Below are 20,020 nucleotides of genomic sequence, written 5' to 3' on the forward strand. Positions count from 1 at the left end.
CCTCAACATCCGAGGCTCGTACGGACAGTTCTGGTACCTGTACCACCACATCTGACCGGCCCGGCGCGGGGAACCACCGAGCGGCCGGCTCCCCGCGCCCCACGAGGGGACGCTCATCATGACCACCCCGCAGCACCCCGAGGACTTCCTGCACTCCATCCGTACGCGCAGCGCCGCCGAGGACGGGATCTTCTGGGTCGACGACACCCGGCTCGGTGTGTTCGAGCCGGAGGCGGCGCGCCATGTCAGTGCCACGAACTGGCGCCGGTTCGTCCTGCACGACCGGCTGATCGACATGCTGCTGCGGCGGCGCAGTCCCGAGGTGCGGTGGAGCCGGATCCGTGCCGCGTGGCTGACCCAACTGCACACGCTGGCCACGCCGGAGCAGCACGGCGCTCTGATCGACCGCATGGCGGGGATCATCGACGAACGGCTCGGCGAGGACGTCGACCTGGTCATGCTCACCCAGGACGTGGCGCTGCGGTCGATGTTGCCGGTCGCGCTGTCCGGACTCACCACCGGCGAGGCCGAACTGGTCCTCCGTGACCTGGAGATGAAGCTGCTGCGGCTCGTCTCGCCCGAACCGGCCGGGCTCTGGCACCACCTGCGGTTCATCGTCGTACAGCTGCGGTCCGGGCTCGTGGTGCGCCGGGTGCTGCGGCAGCGGGCGCACGGGAAGCGGAAGCGCGAACTGGATCTCGCCGATCCGTTCGTCGACCTGCTGCCCCGACTCGGCATGGACCGCGCCCTGGACGTCGTCACCACGGTCCTCACCGCGATCGGCGGGCCGCCGGGCACCGCCGCCGCGAGTCTGCTGTACGAGTTCGTCCGCAACCCCGAGTGGCAGCGGCGGCTCACCGAGGAACTGTCGGCCGTGGACCCGGTGGAGTTCCTTACCGCTCCGACGCACGCGGCCCCGGTGACGCACCGGTTCGTGAAGGAGGTGCTGCGGCTGTGGAGCCCGCCGCTGCTGCTGGTGCGGCGCAACCAGTTCCCCTTCGACTTCGGCAAGACCCGGCTGGAGCCCGGTGATTGGTATCTGCTGAGCCCGCATCTGATCCACCGTGACGAGCGGGTCTGGAAGCAGCCGGACGTCTTCGACCCGGACCGTTTCCTGCCGGGCGCGCCGCACGGCCCGGCGGACCGTACCTGCTACGTGCCGTTCGGCTGGGCGCCCAAGAAGTGCGTGGGCGCCGGCATCGGGACCGTCCAACTGATGGGCCTGTGCCATCTGTTGTGCACCCGGTACCGGCTGACCGTCGACCACCCCGAGAAGCTCACGATGGCGCTCCGCTTCGCGCCGGTGCCGGAGGACTTCCGCGGGCGTCTCGCGCCGCGGTAGCGAAACCTCTGCGGTGTCCGCTCGTTGAGCCTGCGTCTCGGAACTCCCGCGAAATTGTCCGTGATCCGTAACAGGCGGATCCTCCCCCGCCTTTACGCCGTCCTGACGAGTGCACGGAGTCGATCAAACAGGACAAGGGCAGGCTGACATGGCACGGCACGGTGGGCGGGGTTGGTACGGGCGGGTACTCGCGGCGGCGGTCGGGGTGACCGCGGTGGCGGCGGCCACGTCGGTGTGGACCGCGCAGGCCGGTGTCGTCGACGCGCAGGGTGCCGGGGGCAACGCGCGTCCCTCCGCGGCCAGTTCGGCCCCCGCCCGGGCCACCGTGTCGGAGGAGATCGTGCACGCCTCCGACAAGGGCGCCCACGGCGTCAACATCACCATCGACGACGGACCGGACCCGACCTGGACCCCGCAGGTGCTCCACGTGCTCAAGGAGTACGGGGTGAAGGCCACCTTCTGCATGATCGGCCCCGAGGCCGAGGCCCACCCCGACCTGGTCAAGGCGGTCGTCGCGGCCGGGCACCGGCTGTGCGACCACACGGTGTCGCACGACACGACGATGGACAAGAAGTCCGAGGCCTATCAGTCGCAGGAGATCCTGAACGCCGCGAACATGATCACCAAGGCGTCCGGCGGTGTCCGACCCCTGTACTACCGTGCGCCGGGCGGCGCCTTCACGCCGTACAGCCGGCATCTCGCCGCCTCGCAGGGAATGCGTCCGCTGGGCTGGAACGTCGACTCCAAGGACTTCGAACTCCCGGGCACGGACGCCATCATCGCCACCGTCAAGAGCGAACTCCCCAACGGGCCGACCATCCTGTTCCACGACGCCGGCGGCGACCGCTCTCAGACCGTGGCCGCGCTGCGCGAGATCCTCCCGTGGCTGAAGCAGCAGGGTTATTCCTTCGGATTCCCGGTGCGCTGAACAGTGGCGCCGAGCAGTGCGCTGAATTGGCGTTCGCCGTTTTTCAGGTGACGAACATGTGTGGGAAATGTGTAACGGCCCGCGAGGTGGCGGTATTTAACCGTGTCAGTGCCGATTCGCGCTGTCGGCGGCGGACAGCGAAGGCTTGCGGCGATTTCAGGCGTGCAGTAACTACGTGACACATGAACCTGTTCAACCGCGCTGCGCCCCTCCGCCGCTCGGCACCCCCCGCCGTCCCGAAACGCCCGGCCGCCCCACCGGCCTCCACCGCCTCCGGCCTGCCCGATCCCGCCCTGGCCGCGCTGACCGGAGAGTGGATGATCGACCCCGCGCACAGCCGGATCGGTTTCTCCGTCCGGCACGCGATGGTGACGACCGTGCGCGGGTCTTTCGCCGAATACAAAAGCCGGCTCTACTTCGACGGCCGCAACCCCGCCCGTTCGCAGGCCGAGATCGTGGTGTCCACCGGCAGTGTCGACACCGGGGTGGAACAACGCGACGCCCACTTGGTCGGCCGCGACTTCCTGGACACCGCCACCTTCCCGCGGATGCGGTTCGCGAGTACCGCGGTGCAAATGGCCGGCAACGATGTCTACCGCATGCTCGGCGACCTCACCATCAAGGACGTCACCCGGCCCGTCGTCCTCGAACTCACCTATATCGGCCATGTCACCGACCCGTTCGGCGTCGAGCGCGCCGGCTTCGACGGCACCACCACCATCGACCGTTCCGAGTGGGGTCTGACCTACAACTCCCGGCTGGCCGAGGGTGGTGCGATGGTCAGCGAGAAGGTGCGGCTCCAGTTCGACATCGCGGCGATCCGTACGATGCCGGCCGCCTGACGGAACGTCTGCTCGCCCGGACGCCGTGTCGCTGCGTGCCGGGCGAGTCAAGTGTTTCCGGTTGTCTCCGGTCGCGCGGGCTCCCTACCGGGTGACGAGGCGGCCGCCGACGATCGTGTGGACGGGGTTCAGGTCGCGCAGGGCATCGCTCGGGCAGTCGGCGGGGTCCCGGTCCCAGACGGTGAGGTCGGCGAGGCGGCCCGGTGCGAGCGTGCCGCGCAGATCCTGATCGCCGCACAGGCGGGCCGCGTTGACCGTGTGCAGGGTGAGCGCCTCGTCGTAGGTGATCGCGTGTTCGGGGCCCTTGACGCCGATCACGGTCTGGCGGGTGGTCATGCCGTAGACCGAGCGCATCGCGCCGAACTGGCCGACGGGGAAGTCCGATCCGGCGCTGACCTCGGCGCCGAGGTCGATCCAGCCGCGGGCCGGGAAGAGCCGGGCCACGCGATCCGGGCCCCAGAAACCCTCCTCCACCTCGGCGGTGTCGTGCAGCAGGGGCTGCTGGATGGTGACGGGGATGCCCAACTCGACGGCGCGGGCGCGCTGTTCGGGACCGGCGAGGCCGCCGTGCTCCATCACCAGCGTGCCGGCGGGGAGGCCGGGGTTGCGGGCGAGGACGCGCTCGTAGACGTCGAGGAGGGTGCGGACCGCGCGGTCGCCGTAGGCGTGCGTGCCGACCCGCCAGCCGCGCCGGACCACCGCCTCGACGGCCTCGACCAGCGCGTCGGGCTCCCAGATCAGGGTTCCGGAGAAGGCGTGGTCACAGGCGTACGGCTCCTCGGTGGCGCCGGCTTCGAGGCCGCCGTCGAGGCCGAACTTCACGCCCCACACCCGCAGCCACGGGTCCGAGCCGTCACGCCAGTCCTCCATGACGTCGAGCAGCTCCTCCACCTGGGCCGCGCTGGTCATGCCGAGCGCTGAAATCAGGGCGCGGACACGGGTGTTGAGCGCGCCTGCCTCGCGGGCGGCCAGGAGGACGGCGTAGTCCTCGGGGGTGACGGCGCAGTCCCGGACGGTACCGATTCCAGTGGCCGCGTACTGGGCCGACGCCAGGCGCAGCCCCTCGATCCGCCGGGTCCGGTCCGGCGCCGGGACCAGACGCTCCACCAGGCCGAGCGCGTTGTCCACCAGCCGCCCGTTGAGCCTGCCGTCGGCGTCGCGGCCGATGACACCGCCCGGCGGCACGGGGGTGTCCTCGGTGATGCCCGCCAGGCGCAGCGCATAGGTGTTGACGATGTCGTTGTGGCCGCCGCGCTTGACCAGGACGGGGTGCCGGTCGGTGGCCCGGTCGAGTTCGGCGGCGGTGGGCATGCGGCGCTCGGCGAGGTTGAGTTCCTGCCAGTTGGTGGTCGTGCGGATCCACTCGCCCTCCGGGGTCACCTCCGCCCGTTGCCGGATCAGGTCCAGGAACTCCGGGATGTCGTGGGCCTGATGGACGGGCACGTCGTGCGCGCCGAGTGCGGCGTAGATCAGGTGTGTGTGGGTGTCGTCGAACGCGGGCAGCACGGTGGCGCCGGGGAGGTCGTGGACCGTCGTGCGCTCGCTCACGAGGTGGTCGAGTCCGTTCGGGTCGGGCGAGAGGGCCGCGATGCGGTCGCCCCGCACGGCCAGCGCCCGCTGCGGCGCCCGGCCGGGCACCAGTGTGTGGATCGCGTTCGCCCGGATCACCAGGTCGGCTCCGTGATCGCTCATCGTTCTCTCCCACTTCCTCGCGACATCCGCTGACCTGGCTTTTGTACGGCTGGACAGCTGGTTCACACACATTTGGCGATCTCAGAAGCAGGAAACACGCCAGAGAGGAGAGCTCTGATCGAGATCATGAGTCAAATGGTCGACGAGATGGACCATCGGATCGCGGTCGCAGCCCGTTCACCGACCGGCGACACACCGACCGTCATTGACAAGCCGATTCCGCACCGGTTGTCATGAACACATGCCGAAATATCCGGGGCTCCGCCACACCCGCCACACCTGCCTCACTCGCCGATCCGCCTGCCTCGCCCTCGGCTCCGGCTGCGTTCCGTCCCTGGACTCGCCCTGGAAGTACGGTCATTGACCGGGCGCCGTGAGCTGCTCGACACCGCCCGGGGCGAGTTGACGATCCGTCATGGAGTACTTCTCCACGGCCCCGCGGGCATCGGCAAGTCCGTGCTGGTCGCTGCCCTCGTGGCGACCTCGGCAGCTCAAGTCCAGCCTGCCGGAACGGTGTTGCACTGCTCCCCCGCAGAGGAGGACGCCCGGCTCCCCTTCGCCGGTCTCGTCGACCTGTTCGCACGGGTACCGGAGAGCTGCCTGGCGGCCTTGGCCGACGAACCCCAAATGGCGCTGCGGGCAGCCCTGTTGCGCGGCGAGACACCGGCCGGCGACCGGGACCGGCTCGCGATCCGCGTCGCCGTTCTCGACGTGCTGCGCGCCCTCGCCGCCACCGGCCCCGTGCTGCTGGTCCTCGACGGCCTCCAGTGGATCGACGAGCCGACCGCCGAGGTGCTCGCCTTCGTCGTGCGCCGTGTCGAGGGCCTCGACATACGGGTGGTGGCCGCCGAGCGGGTCGCCGAGGACGAGCAGCCCGAACGGCCGCACTGCTGCCCACCCGACACCGTCGAACTGCCTGTGCCACCCCTCACGGACGACGAGGTGACGCACCTTCTCCCCGCCGACCTGCCACCGGCGGTGCTGCGGGCCGTCCAGGACACGGCCGCCGGAAACCCTTGGTACGCCCTGGAGTTGGGGCGGGCGGCCCCGCGCGACGGAGCGGCCGTCGGTCTCGGCCGGAGCCTGCCCGTACCCCGACGCCTGCGCACCCTGCTCCTGGAACAGGTGCGCACGCTGCCCGCACCCGCGCGCCGCACCCTCCTCGTCACCAGCGCCGCCGCCCGCCCCACACTCACGCTGCTGCGCGCCGCCGGACTCGATGACCCCGCCGCCGACCTCGCGGAGGCGGAGCGCCTCGGTGTCGCGACGGCCGACGCCGACGGGACCGTACGCTTCCGGCATCCGCTGATCCGGGCCGCCGTCTACGCCGATGCCGCGGAGCACGAACGCCGACATGCGCACGCGCTGCTGGGCCGCGCGGTCACCGAACTCGTCGAGCAGGCGCGGCACTTGGCGCTCGCCCACCCCTACGAGGATGAGGCCACGGCCCGCACGCTGATGTCCGCCGCCGAGTCCGCGCGGCGCGACGGTGCGCCCGACGCCGCCTTCGAGTTGGCCGGGCTCGCGGCCCGGCGCACACCCGACGACCGTCCCGTGGAGCGCGCAGACCGGTTGTTGGCGGCGGCCGAATACGCGTGTGACGCGGGGCAGTTGGAGGAGGCGGGGCAGGCGGCCGAGACCGTGCTCGCCGGGTCGGGTTCCGCGCGGCAGCGGGTGCGGGCGCGGCTGGTGCTGCTGCGCAATGCCGGGCAGGCGTTGCGGGGCGCCCATGCGCTGATCGAGGAAGGGCTGCGGGACGCCGACGGCGATCCGGAGGCCGAGGCTTGGCTGCACCACTGGGCAGCCGTACGGGGCCTGCTGTGCGGGGAGTTGGAGGACGCGGCCCGGCATGCCCGGCGCGCAGCCCGGCAGGCGGCCGTGGCCGGTGACACGGAGACCCGGATCGGGGCGCTCGCCACGCTCGCCCGGGTGCGTTCCCTGGGCGGCGAACCGGTCGCCGCCGACGCCGCGTTGGAGGAGGCCCTCGCCCTGGCCGGTGGCGCCGGCGCCGGACCGGAGAGCTGGGGGCTGATCCGGATGCGGGCGATCCTCGCCCTGGACTCGGACAAGGTGCCGGAGGCTCAGCAGCGGGTCACCGAACTCCTCGCCGAGATCGGGGAGTTCGCCGGAGTCGAGGAGGTCATGGCGACCCTGGTGGCCCTCACCCGGATCCAAGTGCGCGCCGGGCGCTGCCGGGAGGCCCTGGACACCGCCGCCCGCTGCACACGTACCGTGGCCGAGACCGGCGTACAGGCCGCTCCGGCGCTGTACGCGGCGGCGCTCGCGGCGACCGCGGGCGGGACCGCCGACGAGGCGCGGCGGCTGGCCGGGCAGGCGGTGCGGGCGTCGGAGGCGGACGGCGACCGGCTGTTCCTGCTCCGCGCGCTGGCGGTGCTGGGGCAGGCCGAGTTGCTCGGCGGTGACCCGCGTGGGGCCGCCGCCGCGGTCGAGGCGCTGCAGCGCGTCAAGGAACTCGGCGCGGCCATGTCCGCCGCCGATCCGCCCCTGCTGCACTGGTACAGCGACCTGGCCGAGGCCCTGGTCGTGCTGGGCGAGACGGACGCGGCCGGTGCCGTGATCGACGAGGCCCGCAAGCGGGTGTCCGTCGACGCGCCCGGCAGCGTGCTGGCGGCGCTGGAACGGGCGGAGGGCCTGCGCGAGGCGGGGCTCGGCCGGGCGAAGGAAGGGGCGGTGCGGCTGCGGACCGCCGTCGACCGGTTGCGTCAACTCCCGTTGCCCGTGGACCTGATACGCACGCTCATCGCGCTCGGCGCGGTCGAACGCCGGGCCCGGCACCGGAACGCGGCACGCACCGCGCTCGGCGAGGCGTGGGAGACGGCGACGCGGATCGGCGCCGTCCCGCTGGCCGCGCGGGCCGGGGACGAACTGGCACGGCTGGAGGCCGGCGACCGGGACGGTGAGGGGCGGCCCGAACTCACGCCCACGGAGGCGCGGGTGGCCGAGCTGGTCGGCGGCGGGGCCACCAACAGGGAAGTCGCGGCCGAGCTGTTCATCAGCGTGAAGACGGTCGAGGGCACGCTGTCGCGGGTCTACCGCAAGGTCGGGGTCCGCTCACGCACCGCGCTCGCCCACGCGATGGCGGTCGCCGTCATCGCGTCCGGCGCGGCGAGCGTGAGCGTCGGCGACGACGACCAACAGCAGCTCACCACACCGGCGGTGACGATCAGTCAGCCCGGCCGGGTCCGTAGTCAAAGGACGCTCGACAACCGCCGTTGACCTGTCATTCCCGGTTCACATGACATCCGCAGTTAACACGCGACGCAAGGGTTCCCCCGCTTATGCGGGTGGGGTCGATGTTCCTACGGTGAAGCCGTTCCGCTTCCGGGACAGCAACCCCCCACTCCTCGGAGGACCTCAGTGACGTCACGACTGAAACTGGTCGGTCTGGTCGCCGTACCGGCTCTGCTCGCCGCCGCCGTCCCCAGCGCCTACGCCGCCGCCCAGCCGCACACAACTCGCGCCGCCATCGCGGGAGATGTCCTCACGGGCCTGAACCACGACGCGGCCCGCACCGGCGCCGTCTCCGCCGCCAAGCGCATATCGGTGGCCATCAGCCTGACCCCGAGAAACAACAAGGGCCTCGACACCTTCATCGCCAACGTCAGTAATCCGCGGTCGAGTTCGTACGGCCACTACCTGACGAAGGCTCAGTTCGCGGCCCGGTTCGGCCGGACCGACGCCGAGGTGAAGCAGGTCAAGGACTTCCTGCGGGCCCAGGGTCTGACCGTCGGCAAGGTCCACTCGGGCAACCTGCTGGTCGACGCCAGTGGCACCGCCGCGCAGTTGGAGAAGGCGTTCGGCACCAAGCTGTCGACGTGGAAGGACGCCAGGTCGGGCCGCGCGTTCTACGCCAACGAGACCGCGCCGACCCTGCCGACCGGCATCGCCGGCCTGGTCAGCGACGTCACCGGCCTCAACAACCGCGCCCAGCTGCACCACCAGGCGACCAACACCGTCGCCCCGCGCAACGGTCCGGGCGGCGGCTACACCCCGGCGCAGCTCAAGGGCGGCTACAACGTCTCCGGCACGTACACCGGCAGCGGCCAGAAGATCGCGCTGCTGGAGTTCGACGGCTTCGCGCAGTCCAACATCACCAAGTACGACACCAACTACAGCCTGGGCTCGCCCACTCCGACCGTGTCGAAGGTGGACGGCGGTTCCGGCGCGCTCGGTGACGGTCAGGTCGAGGTCGAGCTGGACATCGAGGTCCTGCACGCGATCGCCCCGAAGGCGAACGTCACCGTCTTCGAGGGCCCCAACTCCGACGCCGGCGAGGTCGACACCTACCAGGCCATCGTCGACAGCGGCATCCCGACCACCTCGATCAGCTGGGGCGCGTCGGAGAGCCAGCGCACGACCTCCAACATCAACGCCGTCGACGCCGTGTTCAAGGCGGGCGCGGCCGAGGGCCTCGGCTTCTACGCGGCCTCGGGCGACGACGGTTCGGACGACGCGGGCGACGGTACGACCACGGTCGACTACCCGGCCTCCGACCCGTACGTCACGGGCGTCGGCGGCACCAAGCTGACCGTCACCTCGGCCAACGCGTTCAGCAAGGAAGTGGCCTGGTCGGGCGGTGGCGGCGGCAAGTCCTCCGTCTTCAAGATCCCGAGCTGGCAGACCGCCGTCCAGAAGACCGCCGGTGGCGGCTACCGCCAGGTCCCGGACGTCTCGGCGCACGCCAACCCGAGCCCCGGTGTCTCGATCTACTCGCAGGGCACCTGGACCTCGGTCGGCGGCACCAGCGCGGCGGCGCCCGAGTGGGCGGCCTTCGGCGCGCTCTACAACCAGCAGGCCGCGGCGGCCGGCAAGGCCAACCTCGGCTTCGCCAACCCCGCGCTCTACTCGGCGAGCGGCACCGGCTTCCACGACATCACCAGTGGCAGCAACGGCGCCTACTCCGCCGCCACCGGCTGGGACTTCACCACCGGCTGGGGCTCGTACAACGCAGCGACCCTGGCGACCAAGCTGCTCGGCTGAGCTGACCGCCGGTAGCTGAACACCGATGAACGAAGCGCGGGCCGGGAATCACTCCCGGCCCGCGCTTCACGTCGCCTGAATCACCTGACTCACCTGAACTTGGCTCTGCCGGGGCCCTCTTCGACGAAGCTGCGCATCCCCCGCTCACGGTCCTCGGTCGCGAACAGCCCCGCGAACCACGTCCGTTCGACCGCCAGCCCCGTCTCGATGTCCGTCTCCAACCCGGTATCGATCGCTTCCTTCGCCGCACGGAGCGCAATCGCCGGACCCAGCGCCAACTTCGCCGCCCACGCGTGCGCCTCGGTGAACACCTCGGCGGCCGGGGCCAGTCGGTCGACGAGCCCCAGCGCGAGCGCCTCGTCCGCCTTGACCATCCGACCCGTGAAGATCAGGTCCTTCGCCTTCGACGGACCGATCAGCCGCGCCAGCCGCTGCGTGCCACCCGCCCCCGGAATCAACCCCAGCAGGATCTCCGGCTGCCCCAACTTCGCGTTCTCGGCGGCAATACGGAAGTCCGCGCACAACGCCAACTCACAACCCCCGCCCAGCGCATAGCCCGTGATCGCGGCCACCACCGGCTTCGGAATCCGGGCCACCGCCGTGAACGACCTCTGCAACGCCCGCGACCGCACGACCATCCCCGCATGGTCCATCCGCTGCATCTCCTTGATGTCCGCACCCGCCGCGAACACCTTCTCCCCGCCGTAGACCACCACGGCCCGCACATCGTCACGCCGCGAAGCCTCCTCGGCGAGTGCACGCAGGCCGTCCTGTGTCTCCGTGTCCAGCGCGTTCATCGGCGGCCGGTCGAGGCGGATCGTGCCGACGCCCTCGGCGACCTCGAAGTGAAGTGTCATGGCCGGCCTCAGCTGTCGTAGTCGACGGCGAGGGTGTCGGACACGGGGAAGGTCTGGCAGGTCAGGACGTAACCGGCGTCGACCTCGGCGGGTTCGAGGGCGTAGTTGCGCCGCATGTCGGCGGTGCCGTCGGTGACCAGCGCGCGGCAGGTGCCGCAGACGCCGCCCTTGCAGGCGAAGGGCAGGTCGGGGCGGGTCTTCTGGGCGCCGTCGAGGATCGAAGTGTCCCTGGGGAGCGCGGAGTTGGTGGTGCGGCCGTCGAGGGTGACGCTGACCTGGCTGACGGGGCCGTCGTAGACCTTGTCGACGTGTTCGTTGGTCCGCACGGGCTCGTCGTCGGCGTAGAACAGCTCCTGGTGGACGCGTTCGACGGGGACGCCGAGGCCGGTGAGAACCTGTTGGGCGTCGCGGACCATGCCGTGCGGGCCGCACAGCCACCAGTGGTCGGCGGTGTCCACGTCGACGAGGGCGTCGACGAGCGCGGTGAGCCGGTCGGCGTCCAGGCGGCCGGAGAGGATCTCCGCCTCGCGCGGTTCGCGGGACAGGATGTGCGCCAGCTGGAAACGGCCGGGGTACAGGTCCTTCAGGTCGGCGAGGTCGTCGGCGAACATGACGGTGGCGCTGCGCCGGTTGCCGTAGAAGAGCGTGACGCGGGAGCGGGTGTCGGCGGCGAGGACGGATTCCGCGATGGACAGCATCGGGGTGATTCCGGACCCGGCGGCGATCAGGACGTGGTGGCCGGGGCTGGTCAGGTCGGGGGTGAAGACGCCGGTGGGAGCCATCACCTCGACGGTGTCTCCGGGGCGTACGTCGTTGACCAGCCAGGAGGAGAACAGGCCGCCGGGGACGACCCGTACGCCGATGCGCGGGCGGGCGCCCGCCGGAGAGCAGATGGAGTACGAGCGGCGCTCGTCGCGTCCCTCGACCTCACGGCGGAGCGTGAGCGACTGACCGGGCCGGTACGCGAACTCCTCCGCGAGGTGCTCGGGAATGTCGAAGCTGATGGCGGCGGCGTCCTCGCACAGCGACTCGACGGCGGCGACCCGCAGGGTGTGGAAGGCCGGCCGGCGACGCGCCGGGCGGGCGGGGGTGGTGGGGGCCGGGGCGGTCACTGGTCCACCGTCCTTTCCGCGAGCGGGAGTTGGGGGCTCACCAGAGGTGGGAGCTGGGGGCTCGCCATCAGATCTCCTTGACGTACTCGAACGGCTCGCGGCAGGCGCGGCATCGCCACAGGGCCTTGCAGGAGGTCGCCGCGAAGTGCGAGGTCTCCTCGGTGTCCGCCGCGCCGCAGCGGGGGCAGGCAACCGTATGGCGGGTCGGCGACAGCGTGAGCTTGATCGGGCCGCGGGGTGCGGCGCCGGGCGGGGCGATGCCGTGCTCGGCGAGGCTGCGGCGGCCTTCGGGGGTGATCCAGTCGGTGGTCCACGGAGGGTCGAGGACCGTACGGATCTCCACCTTGGCGAACCCCGCCTCCCGCAGCCGCGCCGCCACTTCGGCGCGCATCTCGGCCATGGCGGGGCAGCCGGAGTAGGTGGGTGTCAGGCTCGCGACGACGCCGCCGTCCGCGTCGATCTCGACCCCGCGCAGCACGCCGAGGTCGGCCAGCGTGAGCATGGGCATCTCGGGGTCCGGGACCTGTGCGGCGATGTTCCAGGCGCGCCGCGAGTCGATCAGGGTGGTCACCATGTCGCCTCCGGGTGGGCGCGGGCCACGCTCTGGAGTTCGGCCAGCAGCGGGGCGAGGTGGTCCGTGTGGTCGCCGTCGCGGCCGTGTCCGGGGACCGGTGTCGCCTCGGGGAGCACGAGCCCGGCCGCGTCGGTGACCTGGCGGAGCACGGCCAGCACCTCGGTCCTCAACTCGGCGTCCCCCGCGAAGAGTTCGTCCACGTAGGGCACGACGGCGGTCAGCGCGTCCCGCATCCGGCGCTGCGATTCCTCGGTGCCGTCGCCCAGTCGGACGGCCCACTCGGCCGCGTACTGGCGGTGGTACGCAAGCTCCTTGACGCCCTTGGCGGCGATCGCGGCCAGCACCGGGTCCGAGGTCGTGCCGGCGAGTCGCTCGAAGAGAGCCAGTCGCCAGGAGGACAGCACCAGCAGCCGGGTGATGGAGAACGCGAAGTCTCCGTTGGGGAGTTCGGCCAGCCGTACGTTGCGGAAGGCGTCGGCGTCGCGGAAGTAGGCGTACGCGTCCTCGTCGCGGCCTGTGCCGTCGACCTGGCCGGCACGCGCGTAGAGCAGGCGGGTCTGGCCGAGGAGGTCGAGCCCGATGTTGGCCAGGGCCACCTCCTCCTCCAACTCGGGGGCGGCCGTGCACCATTGGGCCAGCCGCTGCGCGCTCACCAGCGCGTCGTCGCCAAGTGCCAGGCAGAACGCGGCCAGTTGGGCGGCGTCCGTCCCCTCCGGCACGGTCTGGTCGACGCCGTGCAGCGGGTCCTCGAAGCCGGTGCCGAACGCCCAGCGGGCGTCGCTGTCGTCGTGCCCCTCGGCCAGGGACAGATAGACGTGGTCGTCACTCATTCCCTGCTCCTAGATGTGGGGGACGTCGTCGGGGATGTCGTAGAACGTGGGGTGGCGGTAGACCTTGTCGGCGCTCGGCGCGAAGAAGGGGTCCTTCTCGTCGCGCGTCGAGGCGGCGATGTGCTCGGAGCGCACGACCCAGATGGACACGCCCTCGTTGCGCCGCGTGTAGAGGTCGCGGGCGTGGGTGAGGGCCATGGCGTCGTCGGCGGCGTGAAGCGAGCCGACGTGGACGTGGTTCAGGCCGCGCTTGCCGCGGACGAACACCTCGTACAGGGGCCAGTCCTGCGTCATGCCGCCGCTCCTTCGGTCTTCTGTGTACGGGCGGTTTCCTGGGCACGGGCGGCCTGCTTGGCCGCGTGGGCGGTGGCCGCCTCCCGGACCCAGGCGCCCTCCTCGTGGGCGGCCCGGCGGCGGGAGACCCGCTCGGCGTTGCGCGGTCCGTCGCCGCTGATCACGCGCTGCAACTCGGACCAGTCCGGGGTGCCGAAGTCGTGGTGACCCCGCTCCTCGTTCCAGCTCAACTCCGGGTCGGGCAGGGTGACTCCGAGCTTCTCCGCCTGCGGGACCGTCATGTCGACGAAGCGCTGACGCAGTTCGTCGTTGCTGTGCCGCTTGATCTTCCAGGCCATGGAACGCGCCGAGTTGGGCGAGTCGTCGTCGGGCGGGCCGAACATCATCAGCGACGGCCACCACCAACGGTCCACCGCGTCCTGCACCATGGCCCGCTGGCCGTCCGTGCCGCGCATCATCGTGAGCAGCAACTCGTAACCCTGGCGCTGGTGGAAGGACTCCTCCTTGCACACCCGCACCATGGCCCGCGCGTACGGCCCGTACGAACAGCGGCACAGCGGCACCTGGTTGCAGATCGCCGCGCCGTCCACGAACCAGCCGATCACGCCGACGTCGGCGAAGGTCGGTGTCGGGTAGTTGAAGATCGACGAGTACTTCTGCCGACCGCTGATCAGCGCGTCGGTCAGCTCCGCGCGGTCCGCGCCCAGGGTCTCGGCGGCCGAGTACAGATACAGTCCGTGTCCGGCCTCGTCCTGCACCTTCGCGAAGAGGATCGCCTTGCGGCGCAGGGAGGGCGCGCGGGTGATCCAGTCACCCTCCGGCTGCATCCCGATGATCTCGGAGTGCGCGTGCTGCGCGATCTGCCGGATCAGGGTCTTGCGATAGCCGTCGGGCATCCAGTCGCGGGGCTCGATCCGCTGGTCCTTCGCGATCGTGGCATCGAACTGCTCGCCGAGCCGCGCTTCGTCCCAGCCGGCGGCTGACGCCTCCGTGCCTGTGCTGGTCATCGACACACCAACTTCCCTACCGACCATTCGTTCGGTACCTAGTCTGATGGGTTTCCCCCGGCGAGGCAAGACCTGCCGGGTGAATGGCTGGTCACCAGCGGTCTCACCGGCCCTCTCACCGGCCTTGTCACCGGCCCTCGAACGACGGCTCGGCCCGCGCCAGAAACGCCTCTACGGCCGCCCGATGGTCCCGGGTCGCCCCCAGCCGCTCCTGTGCCGCAGCCTCCCGTTCCAACACGGTGGCAAGGCTCGCGCCGGGCGCGTCCCGCAGCAGCGCCTTGACCTCCGCGTAGGCGGCGGTGGGCCCGGCGGCCAGCCGCGCGGCCAGGGCACATCCCTCCGCAGCGGCTTGGCCATCGGGCACGACCCGGTGCACCAGCCCCCACCGCTCCGCGTCCTCCGCCCCGAACCGATCCCCGAGCAGCATCAACGCCGCGGCCCGCGACGGACCCACCGCCTGCGCCAGCGCACCACTCAACCCGCTGTCGGCGGCCAGCCCGATCCCGGTGAACGCAGTGGCGAACCGTGCCCCTTCGGCCGCGACCCGCACATCCGCGCAGAGCGCCAGCCCGAGCCCGGCCCCGACACACGCGCCCTCGACGGCGACGACCACCGGCTGGGTCAGCGCGTGCAGCGCCTCCACGAGGGGGTTGTACTCGTCCCGTAGGCAGGCGAAGGCGACCGCGGGCCCGTTCTCCAGCGCGCGGGCGTGCTCCTTGAGGTCCTGCCCCACGCAGAAGTGCTTGCCCCGCGCGGTGAGCAGCACGGCACGGACCGCGTCCCCGTCGTCGTGCACCTGACGTGCGGCGGCCAACAGCCCACCCCTCAGGGCGACATCGAGCGCGGGCCTGCGCAACTCGATGATGGCGACACCGGCGTCCAGGCGATAGCCGACGCCGTCCGGGGACGCGCTCACTTCCACTCGTAGAACCCCTGTCCCGTCTTTCGGCCCAGCTCACCGCGTGCGACCTTGTCGCGCAACAGCTGTGGCGGGGCGAAGCGCTCGCCGAGGGTGGAGTGCAGGTACTCGGCGATGGCCAGGCGTACGTCGAGGCCGACCAGGTCGGTGAGGCGCAGCGGTCCCATGGGGTGCTTGTAGCCGAGGCTCATCGCGTCGTCGATGGCCTCCGGTTCGGCGACTCCCTCCTCGACCATGCGGATCGCCTCCAGGCCGAGCGCCAGTCCGAGACGGCTGCTGGCGAAGCCGGGCGAGTCCTTGACGGTGACGTCCTTCTTGCCGAGGGCGTGCGTCCAGTCGAGGGCCGCGATGACGGCGGCAGGCTCGGTGTGCGGGGCTACGACGATCTCGACCAGGGCCGAGGCGGGAACCGGGTTGAAGAAGTGCAGGCCGAGGAAGCGGCCGGGCCGGATGAGCGCGGCGGCGAGTTCGGTGACCGAGAGGGAGCTGGTGTTGGTGGCCAGCACGGTCGTCGCGCCCACCGCCCGCTCGGCCGCCGCGAGCACGCGGGCCTTGAGCCCGGCGTCCTCGGGGACGGCCTCGACGACGAGGTCCGCGTCGGCGGGCAGTCCCTCGACCGAGTCCGCCATGGTGACGCGGGCGAGGATCTGCTCGGCGGGTTCGCTGAGCAGCCCGCGCTCGGCAGCTCGCTTCAAGCCGGTGGCAACCCGGTCGTACGCAGCGGCCGAGGCCGCCTCGCCGCTCTCCACGACGGTCACGGACGAACCGGCCGCCGCGAAGGACTGCGCGATCCCGGCGCCCATCCGGCCGCCGCCGATCACACCGACAACTGCCGGTGCCGAGTGGGGTGTTGGGCTCATGCTCGACTGCTCCTCTTCTCCAGGTCCCTCTTGTTCAGGAAGCGTGTCATTCGGTCCCGCTTGTCCTGTCCCTCGAAGAGCACGGCCTGTGCGAGGTCGTCGGCGACCGGGTGGGCGCCGGGCGAGTCGACGACAAGCTTGGTGAGCCTCAGGGCCGTGGCCGACGAACGGGCCATGCGGTCGAGCAGCGCGTGCGCCTCGTCCAGCAGCTTCTCCGCCGGTACGACGTCGATGACCAGCCCGGCGGCCAGGGCGGCAGGCGCGTCGAGATTCCGTCCGGCGAGCAGCACCTGCTTGGCGATGGATTCCCCCACCAGCTCGGGCAGCCGCCAGCAGGCACCGGCCGCGGCGAGGATGCCGAGCCCGGGTTCCGGGTTGCCGAAGACGGCGTCCGGTCCGGCGATACGGAGGTCGCAGGCGTACGACAGTTCCGCGCCGCCGCCCAGCGCCCAGCCGTCCACCGCGGCGAGGGTCGGCATCGGCAGCCGGCGTACGCGCTCGAAGAGACGGCTGTTGATGCCCTGCAGTGCCTCGTCCCGGCCGCGTGCCAGCAGCTCCGCGATGTCGGCACCGCCCGCGAAGACTCCGCCGTGTCCGGTGAGCAGGAGCAGCTTGGGGTTCTGCTCCAACTGGTCGCAGACGGCGTGCAGTTCGCGGATCATCCGGCCACTGATGGCGTTGCGGGATTCGGGGCGGTGCAGGGTGACGACGACCCGGTCCTCGCGCTCCTCGACGAGGAGGGTCTCGTACGGGCCGGTCCCGGTGGGGGCGCTCATACCCGCTCCACGAGCATCGCCACGCCCTGCCCGACCCCGACGCACAGCGTGGCCAGGCCCCGGCTGCCGTTCTCGCGCTCCAGGCGGCCGAGCAGGGTGAGGAGGATACGGGCGCCGGAGCAGCCGAGCGGATGGCCGAGGGCGATCGCTCCGCCGTCGGCGTTGACCTTCTCCTCGTCCAGCTTCAGTCGGCGCGTGACCGCGAGGGCCTGGGCGGCGAAGGCTTCGTTGAGTTCGATCGCGTCCAGGTCACCGGTCTGCCAACCCGCGCGGTCGAGTGCCTTCTCGGTGGCGGGCACCGGGCCGAGGCCCATGATGTGGGGCTGCACTCCGGCCGAGGCCGCGGTGACGATCCGGGCCCTCGGGGTGAGCCCGTGGCGTCGGACGGCCGCGCCGCTCGCGACCACCAGGGCGGCGGCGCCGTCGGACAGCGGTGAGGAGGAGCCGGCGGTGACGATCCCGCCGTCGCGGAAGATGGTGCGCAGCGAGCCGAGCTTCTCCAGCGTGGTGCCGGGGCGCGGGCCCTCGTCGCGGGTCACCTCGCCGTCCTTCAACGGGACCGGCACGATCTCCCGGTCGAAGTGGCCCAACTCCTGGGCTGCGACGGCCCGTTGATGGCTGCGCAGCGCGAACGCGTCGGACTCGGCGCGGGTGATGCCGTCGAGCGCGGCGACCTCCTCGGCGGTCTCCCCCATCGACAGGGTCTGCTGGGCGGCGAAGCGCGGATTGGTGAAGCGCCAGCCGAGCGAGGTGTCGTGCACCTCCCCCGGCTTGGCCCACGGGGTGCCGGGCTTGGCCATCACCCAGGGGGCGCGGGTCATGGACTCCACACCGCCCGCGACGACCAGGTCCGCCTCGCCGGAGCGGATCGCCTGGGCGGCCGAGGCCACGGCGGTCAGGCCGGAGGCGCAGAGCCGGTTGACGGTGTAGCCGGGGACGGTGTGCGGCAACCCGGCGAGCAGGACGGCCATGCGGGCCACGTCCCGGTTGTCCTCACCGGCCTGGTTCGCGGCACCGAGGATCACCTCGTCGACCTGCTCGGCCGGGATTCCGGCGCGCCGTACCGCCTCGCCGACGACCAGTGCGGCGAGGTCGTCGGGCCGTACGGAGGCGAGGGCACCGCCGTAGCGGCCCTGCGGGGTGCGGGCCCCGTCGATCAGATAGACCTCGTCGGAGGACAGCTCAGGCATCGGGGGTCTCCTCGGCGGGTGCGGGCCGGCGCGACTGGAGGGTCGCGAAGCGGCCGGTGACGAACGCGGGGTCGGACAGGGTGGCGCTGGCGGCCGGGTTGGCGGCGCTGCCGTGGAAGTCGCTGAACGCGGCGGACTGGTTGACGAAGACGCCACCGGTGAGGTTCTCGGAGAGGTGCACGCCCGCGTCCAAGGCCGCCAACTCGGCTGCGTCCAGCACCAGTTCACTGGTGGAGTGGACGGCGGCGGTCAGCGCGCCGTGCGCCCGCACGGTCTCGCGCAGGATCCGCAGACTGTGCTCGGTGGAGTCGGTGCCGATGACGAACGACACCGGCCCGAACCATTCCCGCGTGTACGTCTCCCGGTCATCCTCGGCATCGAGGCGGGCGATCAGGGGCGTACGGACGACGGCCTTCGGGTGCTCGGGGTGGTCGACGGGCGCGGACGCACGCACCGTACGACCGACCGTCGCGGCCTGTTCCAGGCGGTCCCGCACGCCGTCGTTGACGATCGCGCCGAGGGTGCCGGCGGCGCGGGCGGGGTCGCCGAGCAGCTTGTCCAGCGCCGTAGCCAGGTCTGCCGCGAACTCGTCGGCGCTGCGTGGGCCTTGGTCGGTGGTGATGCCGTCGCGCGGGATCAGGAGGTTCTGCGGGGTGGTGCACATCTGGCCGCTGTAGAGGGCCAGCGAGAAGGCGAGGTTGCCGAGCAGGCCGCGGTAGTCGTCGGTGGAGTCGAGGACGACGGTGTTCAGACCGGCCTTCTCGGTGTACACGAGGGCCTGGCGGGCGTTGGTCTCCAGCCAGTCGCCGAACTCCGTGGAGCCGGTGAAGTCGATGATCCGGACGTCCGGGTGCAGCGCGAGGACGGCGGCGCTCCGGCCCCCGGGCTCCTCGGCGGCGAGGATCACGAGGTTCGGGTCGAAGCCCGCCTCGGCCAGTACCTCGCGGGCGATCCGTACGGTGACCGCGAGCGGGAGGACGGCGCCCGGGTGCGGCTTGACCACGACCGGGTTGCCGGTGACCAGGCTGGCGAACAGGCCCGGGTAGCCGTTCCAGGTCGGGAAGGTGTTGCAGGCGATCAGCAGCGAGACCCCGCGGCCGACCGGGGTGAACTTCTTGTCCAGCACCTGCGGGCCGCCCTTGCGCTGCGGTTTGCTCCAGCGGGCGGTGCCCGGGTGCCGCTTCTGCTCGGCCCAGGCGTAGGCGACGGCCTCCAGACCGCGGTCCTGGGCGTGCGGGCCGCCCGCCTGGAACGCCATGACGAAGGCCTGCCCGGTGGTGTGCTGCACGGCGTGCGCGATCTCGAAGCTCGCCGCGTTCAGCCGGGCCAGGATCTCGGCGGCGACTCCGGCGCGGGTGTCGGGGCCCGCGTCGCGCCAGGGCCCGGTAGCCGCCAGCGCGGCGGACACCGCCTCCTCCGGGGCAACGCGGGGGTAGGAGATGCCCAGCTCGAAGCCGTACGGGGAGGTCTCGGCGGCCGACACGCGCCCGTCGCCGGGATGCCCCGCCAGCTCGAAGGACCCGCCGAGCTGCTCCTCGAACGCGGCTTCGCCGATCTTGGCCGCGTCCTCGCCGTAGACCGACTTGCTGGGCGACTCCGGATACGGCGTCCAGTGGTCACGCGTGGCGGTCGCGGCGACCGCCTGTTCCAGCAGGGCGCGGTGGCGGGAGAAGAAGTCGGGCAGCTCGGAGCTGGTCTGGGGCATGCGTTCCACCTCTTGACAGGCAGTGGTGTTGCTGGATTACTTGGCCGTGACGCACGCTAACCGAATGTTCGGTCGGTCCACAAGGTGGTGG

General features: G+C 71.6%; 17 protein-coding genes. 5 read left to right on the forward strand and 12 right to left on the reverse strand.

The window, feature by feature from the left end:
- Positions 1-118 precede the first annotated feature (118 nt).
- From R2B38_RS01380 to R2B38_RS01390, 3 genes are all read left to right on the forward strand, one after another.
- On the forward strand, positions 119-1,342 hold the full coding sequence (locus R2B38_RS01380) for a cytochrome P450 (RefSeq protein WP_318014533.1): 1,224 nt from the start codon (positions 119-121) through the stop codon (positions 1,340-1,342).
- Between the two features lie 148 nt (positions 1,343-1,490).
- The gene (locus R2B38_RS01385) at positions 1,491-2,270 is read left to right on the forward strand and encodes a polysaccharide deacetylase family protein (protein WP_318014534.1); all 780 of its coding nucleotides are present in this window, start codon (positions 1,491-1,493) and stop codon (positions 2,268-2,270) included.
- 182 nt (positions 2,271-2,452) lie between these two features.
- Entirely contained in the window at positions 2,453-3,112 is a 660-nt protein-coding gene (locus R2B38_RS01390) for a YceI family protein (RefSeq protein ID WP_318014535.1), read from the forward strand.
- An 84-nt stretch (positions 3,113-3,196) separates the two neighbouring features.
- Here R2B38_RS01390 and R2B38_RS01395 read toward each other — a convergent pair whose 3' ends face one another.
- Complete coding sequence (locus R2B38_RS01395) at positions 3,197-4,804, reverse strand: amidohydrolase (RefSeq protein ID WP_318014536.1); 1,608 nt, start codon at positions 4,802-4,804, stop codon at positions 3,197-3,199.
- 360 nt (positions 4,805-5,164) lie between these two features.
- Here R2B38_RS01395 and R2B38_RS01400 point away from each other — a divergent pair, with 360 nt between their 5' ends.
- Together R2B38_RS01400 and R2B38_RS01405 are read left to right on the forward strand one after the other, a co-directional pair.
- Positions 5,165-8,041, forward strand: a complete 2,877-nt coding sequence (locus R2B38_RS01400) for a helix-turn-helix transcriptional regulator (protein WP_318014537.1) — start codon at positions 5,165-5,167, stop codon at positions 8,039-8,041.
- Between the two features lie 141 nt (positions 8,042-8,182).
- Positions 8,183-9,805: a S53 family peptidase gene (locus tag R2B38_RS01405; RefSeq protein ID WP_318014538.1), complete on the forward strand. Its 1,623-nt coding sequence runs from the start codon at positions 8,183-8,185 to the stop codon at positions 9,803-9,805.
- A gap of 89 nt (positions 9,806-9,894) precedes the next feature.
- Here R2B38_RS01405 and R2B38_RS01410 read toward each other — a convergent pair whose 3' ends face one another.
- From R2B38_RS01410 to paaN, 11 genes are all read right to left on the reverse strand, one after another.
- Positions 9,895-10,662 (reverse strand): enoyl-CoA hydratase/isomerase family protein, encoded by a 768-nt coding sequence (locus R2B38_RS01410; protein WP_318014539.1) that lies wholly within the window; start codon positions 10,660-10,662, stop codon positions 9,895-9,897.
- Between the two features lie 8 nt (positions 10,663-10,670).
- Positions 10,671-11,774 carry a 1,2-phenylacetyl-CoA epoxidase subunit PaaE gene (gene paaE, locus R2B38_RS01415; protein ID WP_318014540.1) on the reverse strand — a complete coding sequence of 368 codons (1,104 nt, stop codon included), beginning with the start codon at positions 11,772-11,774 and terminating at the stop codon, positions 10,671-10,673.
- Between the two features lie 67 nt (positions 11,775-11,841).
- Entirely contained in the window at positions 11,842-12,348 is a 507-nt protein-coding gene (gene paaD / locus R2B38_RS01420) for a 1,2-phenylacetyl-CoA epoxidase subunit PaaD (protein WP_318014541.1), read from the reverse strand.
- Entirely contained in the window at positions 12,342-13,178 is an 837-nt protein-coding gene (gene paaC, locus R2B38_RS01425; protein WP_318014542.1) for a 1,2-phenylacetyl-CoA epoxidase subunit PaaC, read from the reverse strand. The genes paaD and paaC overlap by 7 nt, the downstream gene beginning before the upstream one ends.
- A 9-nt stretch (positions 13,179-13,187) precedes the next feature.
- Positions 13,188-13,472 (reverse strand): 1,2-phenylacetyl-CoA epoxidase subunit PaaB, encoded by a 285-nt coding sequence (gene paaB / locus R2B38_RS01430; protein WP_019075091.1) that lies wholly within the window; start codon positions 13,470-13,472, stop codon positions 13,188-13,190.
- Positions 13,469-14,479 carry a 1,2-phenylacetyl-CoA epoxidase subunit PaaA gene (gene paaA / locus R2B38_RS01435; protein WP_318014543.1) on the reverse strand — a complete coding sequence of 337 codons (1,011 nt, stop codon included), beginning with the start codon at positions 14,477-14,479 and terminating at the stop codon, positions 13,469-13,471. The genes paaB and paaA overlap by 4 nt, the downstream gene beginning before the upstream one ends.
- A gap of 127 nt (positions 14,480-14,606) precedes the next feature.
- Positions 14,607-15,395: an enoyl-CoA hydratase/isomerase family protein gene (locus tag R2B38_RS01440; protein WP_318014544.1), complete on the reverse strand. Its 789-nt coding sequence runs from the start codon at positions 15,393-15,395 to the stop codon at positions 14,607-14,609.
- Entirely contained in the window at positions 15,392-16,258 is an 867-nt protein-coding gene (locus R2B38_RS01445; protein ID WP_318014545.1) for a 3-hydroxyacyl-CoA dehydrogenase family protein, read from the reverse strand. The genes R2B38_RS01440 and R2B38_RS01445 overlap by 4 nt, the downstream gene beginning before the upstream one ends.
- Positions 16,255-17,034: an enoyl-CoA hydratase/isomerase family protein gene (locus R2B38_RS01450; RefSeq protein WP_318014546.1), complete on the reverse strand. Its 780-nt coding sequence runs from the start codon at positions 17,032-17,034 to the stop codon at positions 16,255-16,257. The genes R2B38_RS01445 and R2B38_RS01450 overlap by 4 nt, the downstream gene beginning before the upstream one ends.
- The gene (locus tag R2B38_RS01455) at positions 17,031-18,224 is read right to left on the reverse strand and encodes a thiolase family protein (RefSeq protein ID WP_318014547.1); all 1,194 of its coding nucleotides are present in this window, start codon (positions 18,222-18,224) and stop codon (positions 17,031-17,033) included. The genes R2B38_RS01450 and R2B38_RS01455 overlap by 4 nt, the downstream gene beginning before the upstream one ends.
- Complete coding sequence (gene paaN / locus R2B38_RS01460; RefSeq protein WP_318014548.1) at positions 18,217-19,929, reverse strand: phenylacetic acid degradation protein PaaN; 1,713 nt, start codon at positions 19,927-19,929, stop codon at positions 18,217-18,219. The genes R2B38_RS01455 and paaN overlap by 8 nt, the downstream gene beginning before the upstream one ends.
- Positions 19,930-20,020 lie beyond the last annotated feature (91 nt).

This window comes from Streptomyces sp. N50 (genome assembly GCF_033335955.1).
In the GTDB taxonomy this organism is placed as follows: Bacteria; Actinomycetota; Actinomycetes; order Streptomycetales; family Streptomycetaceae; genus Streptomyces.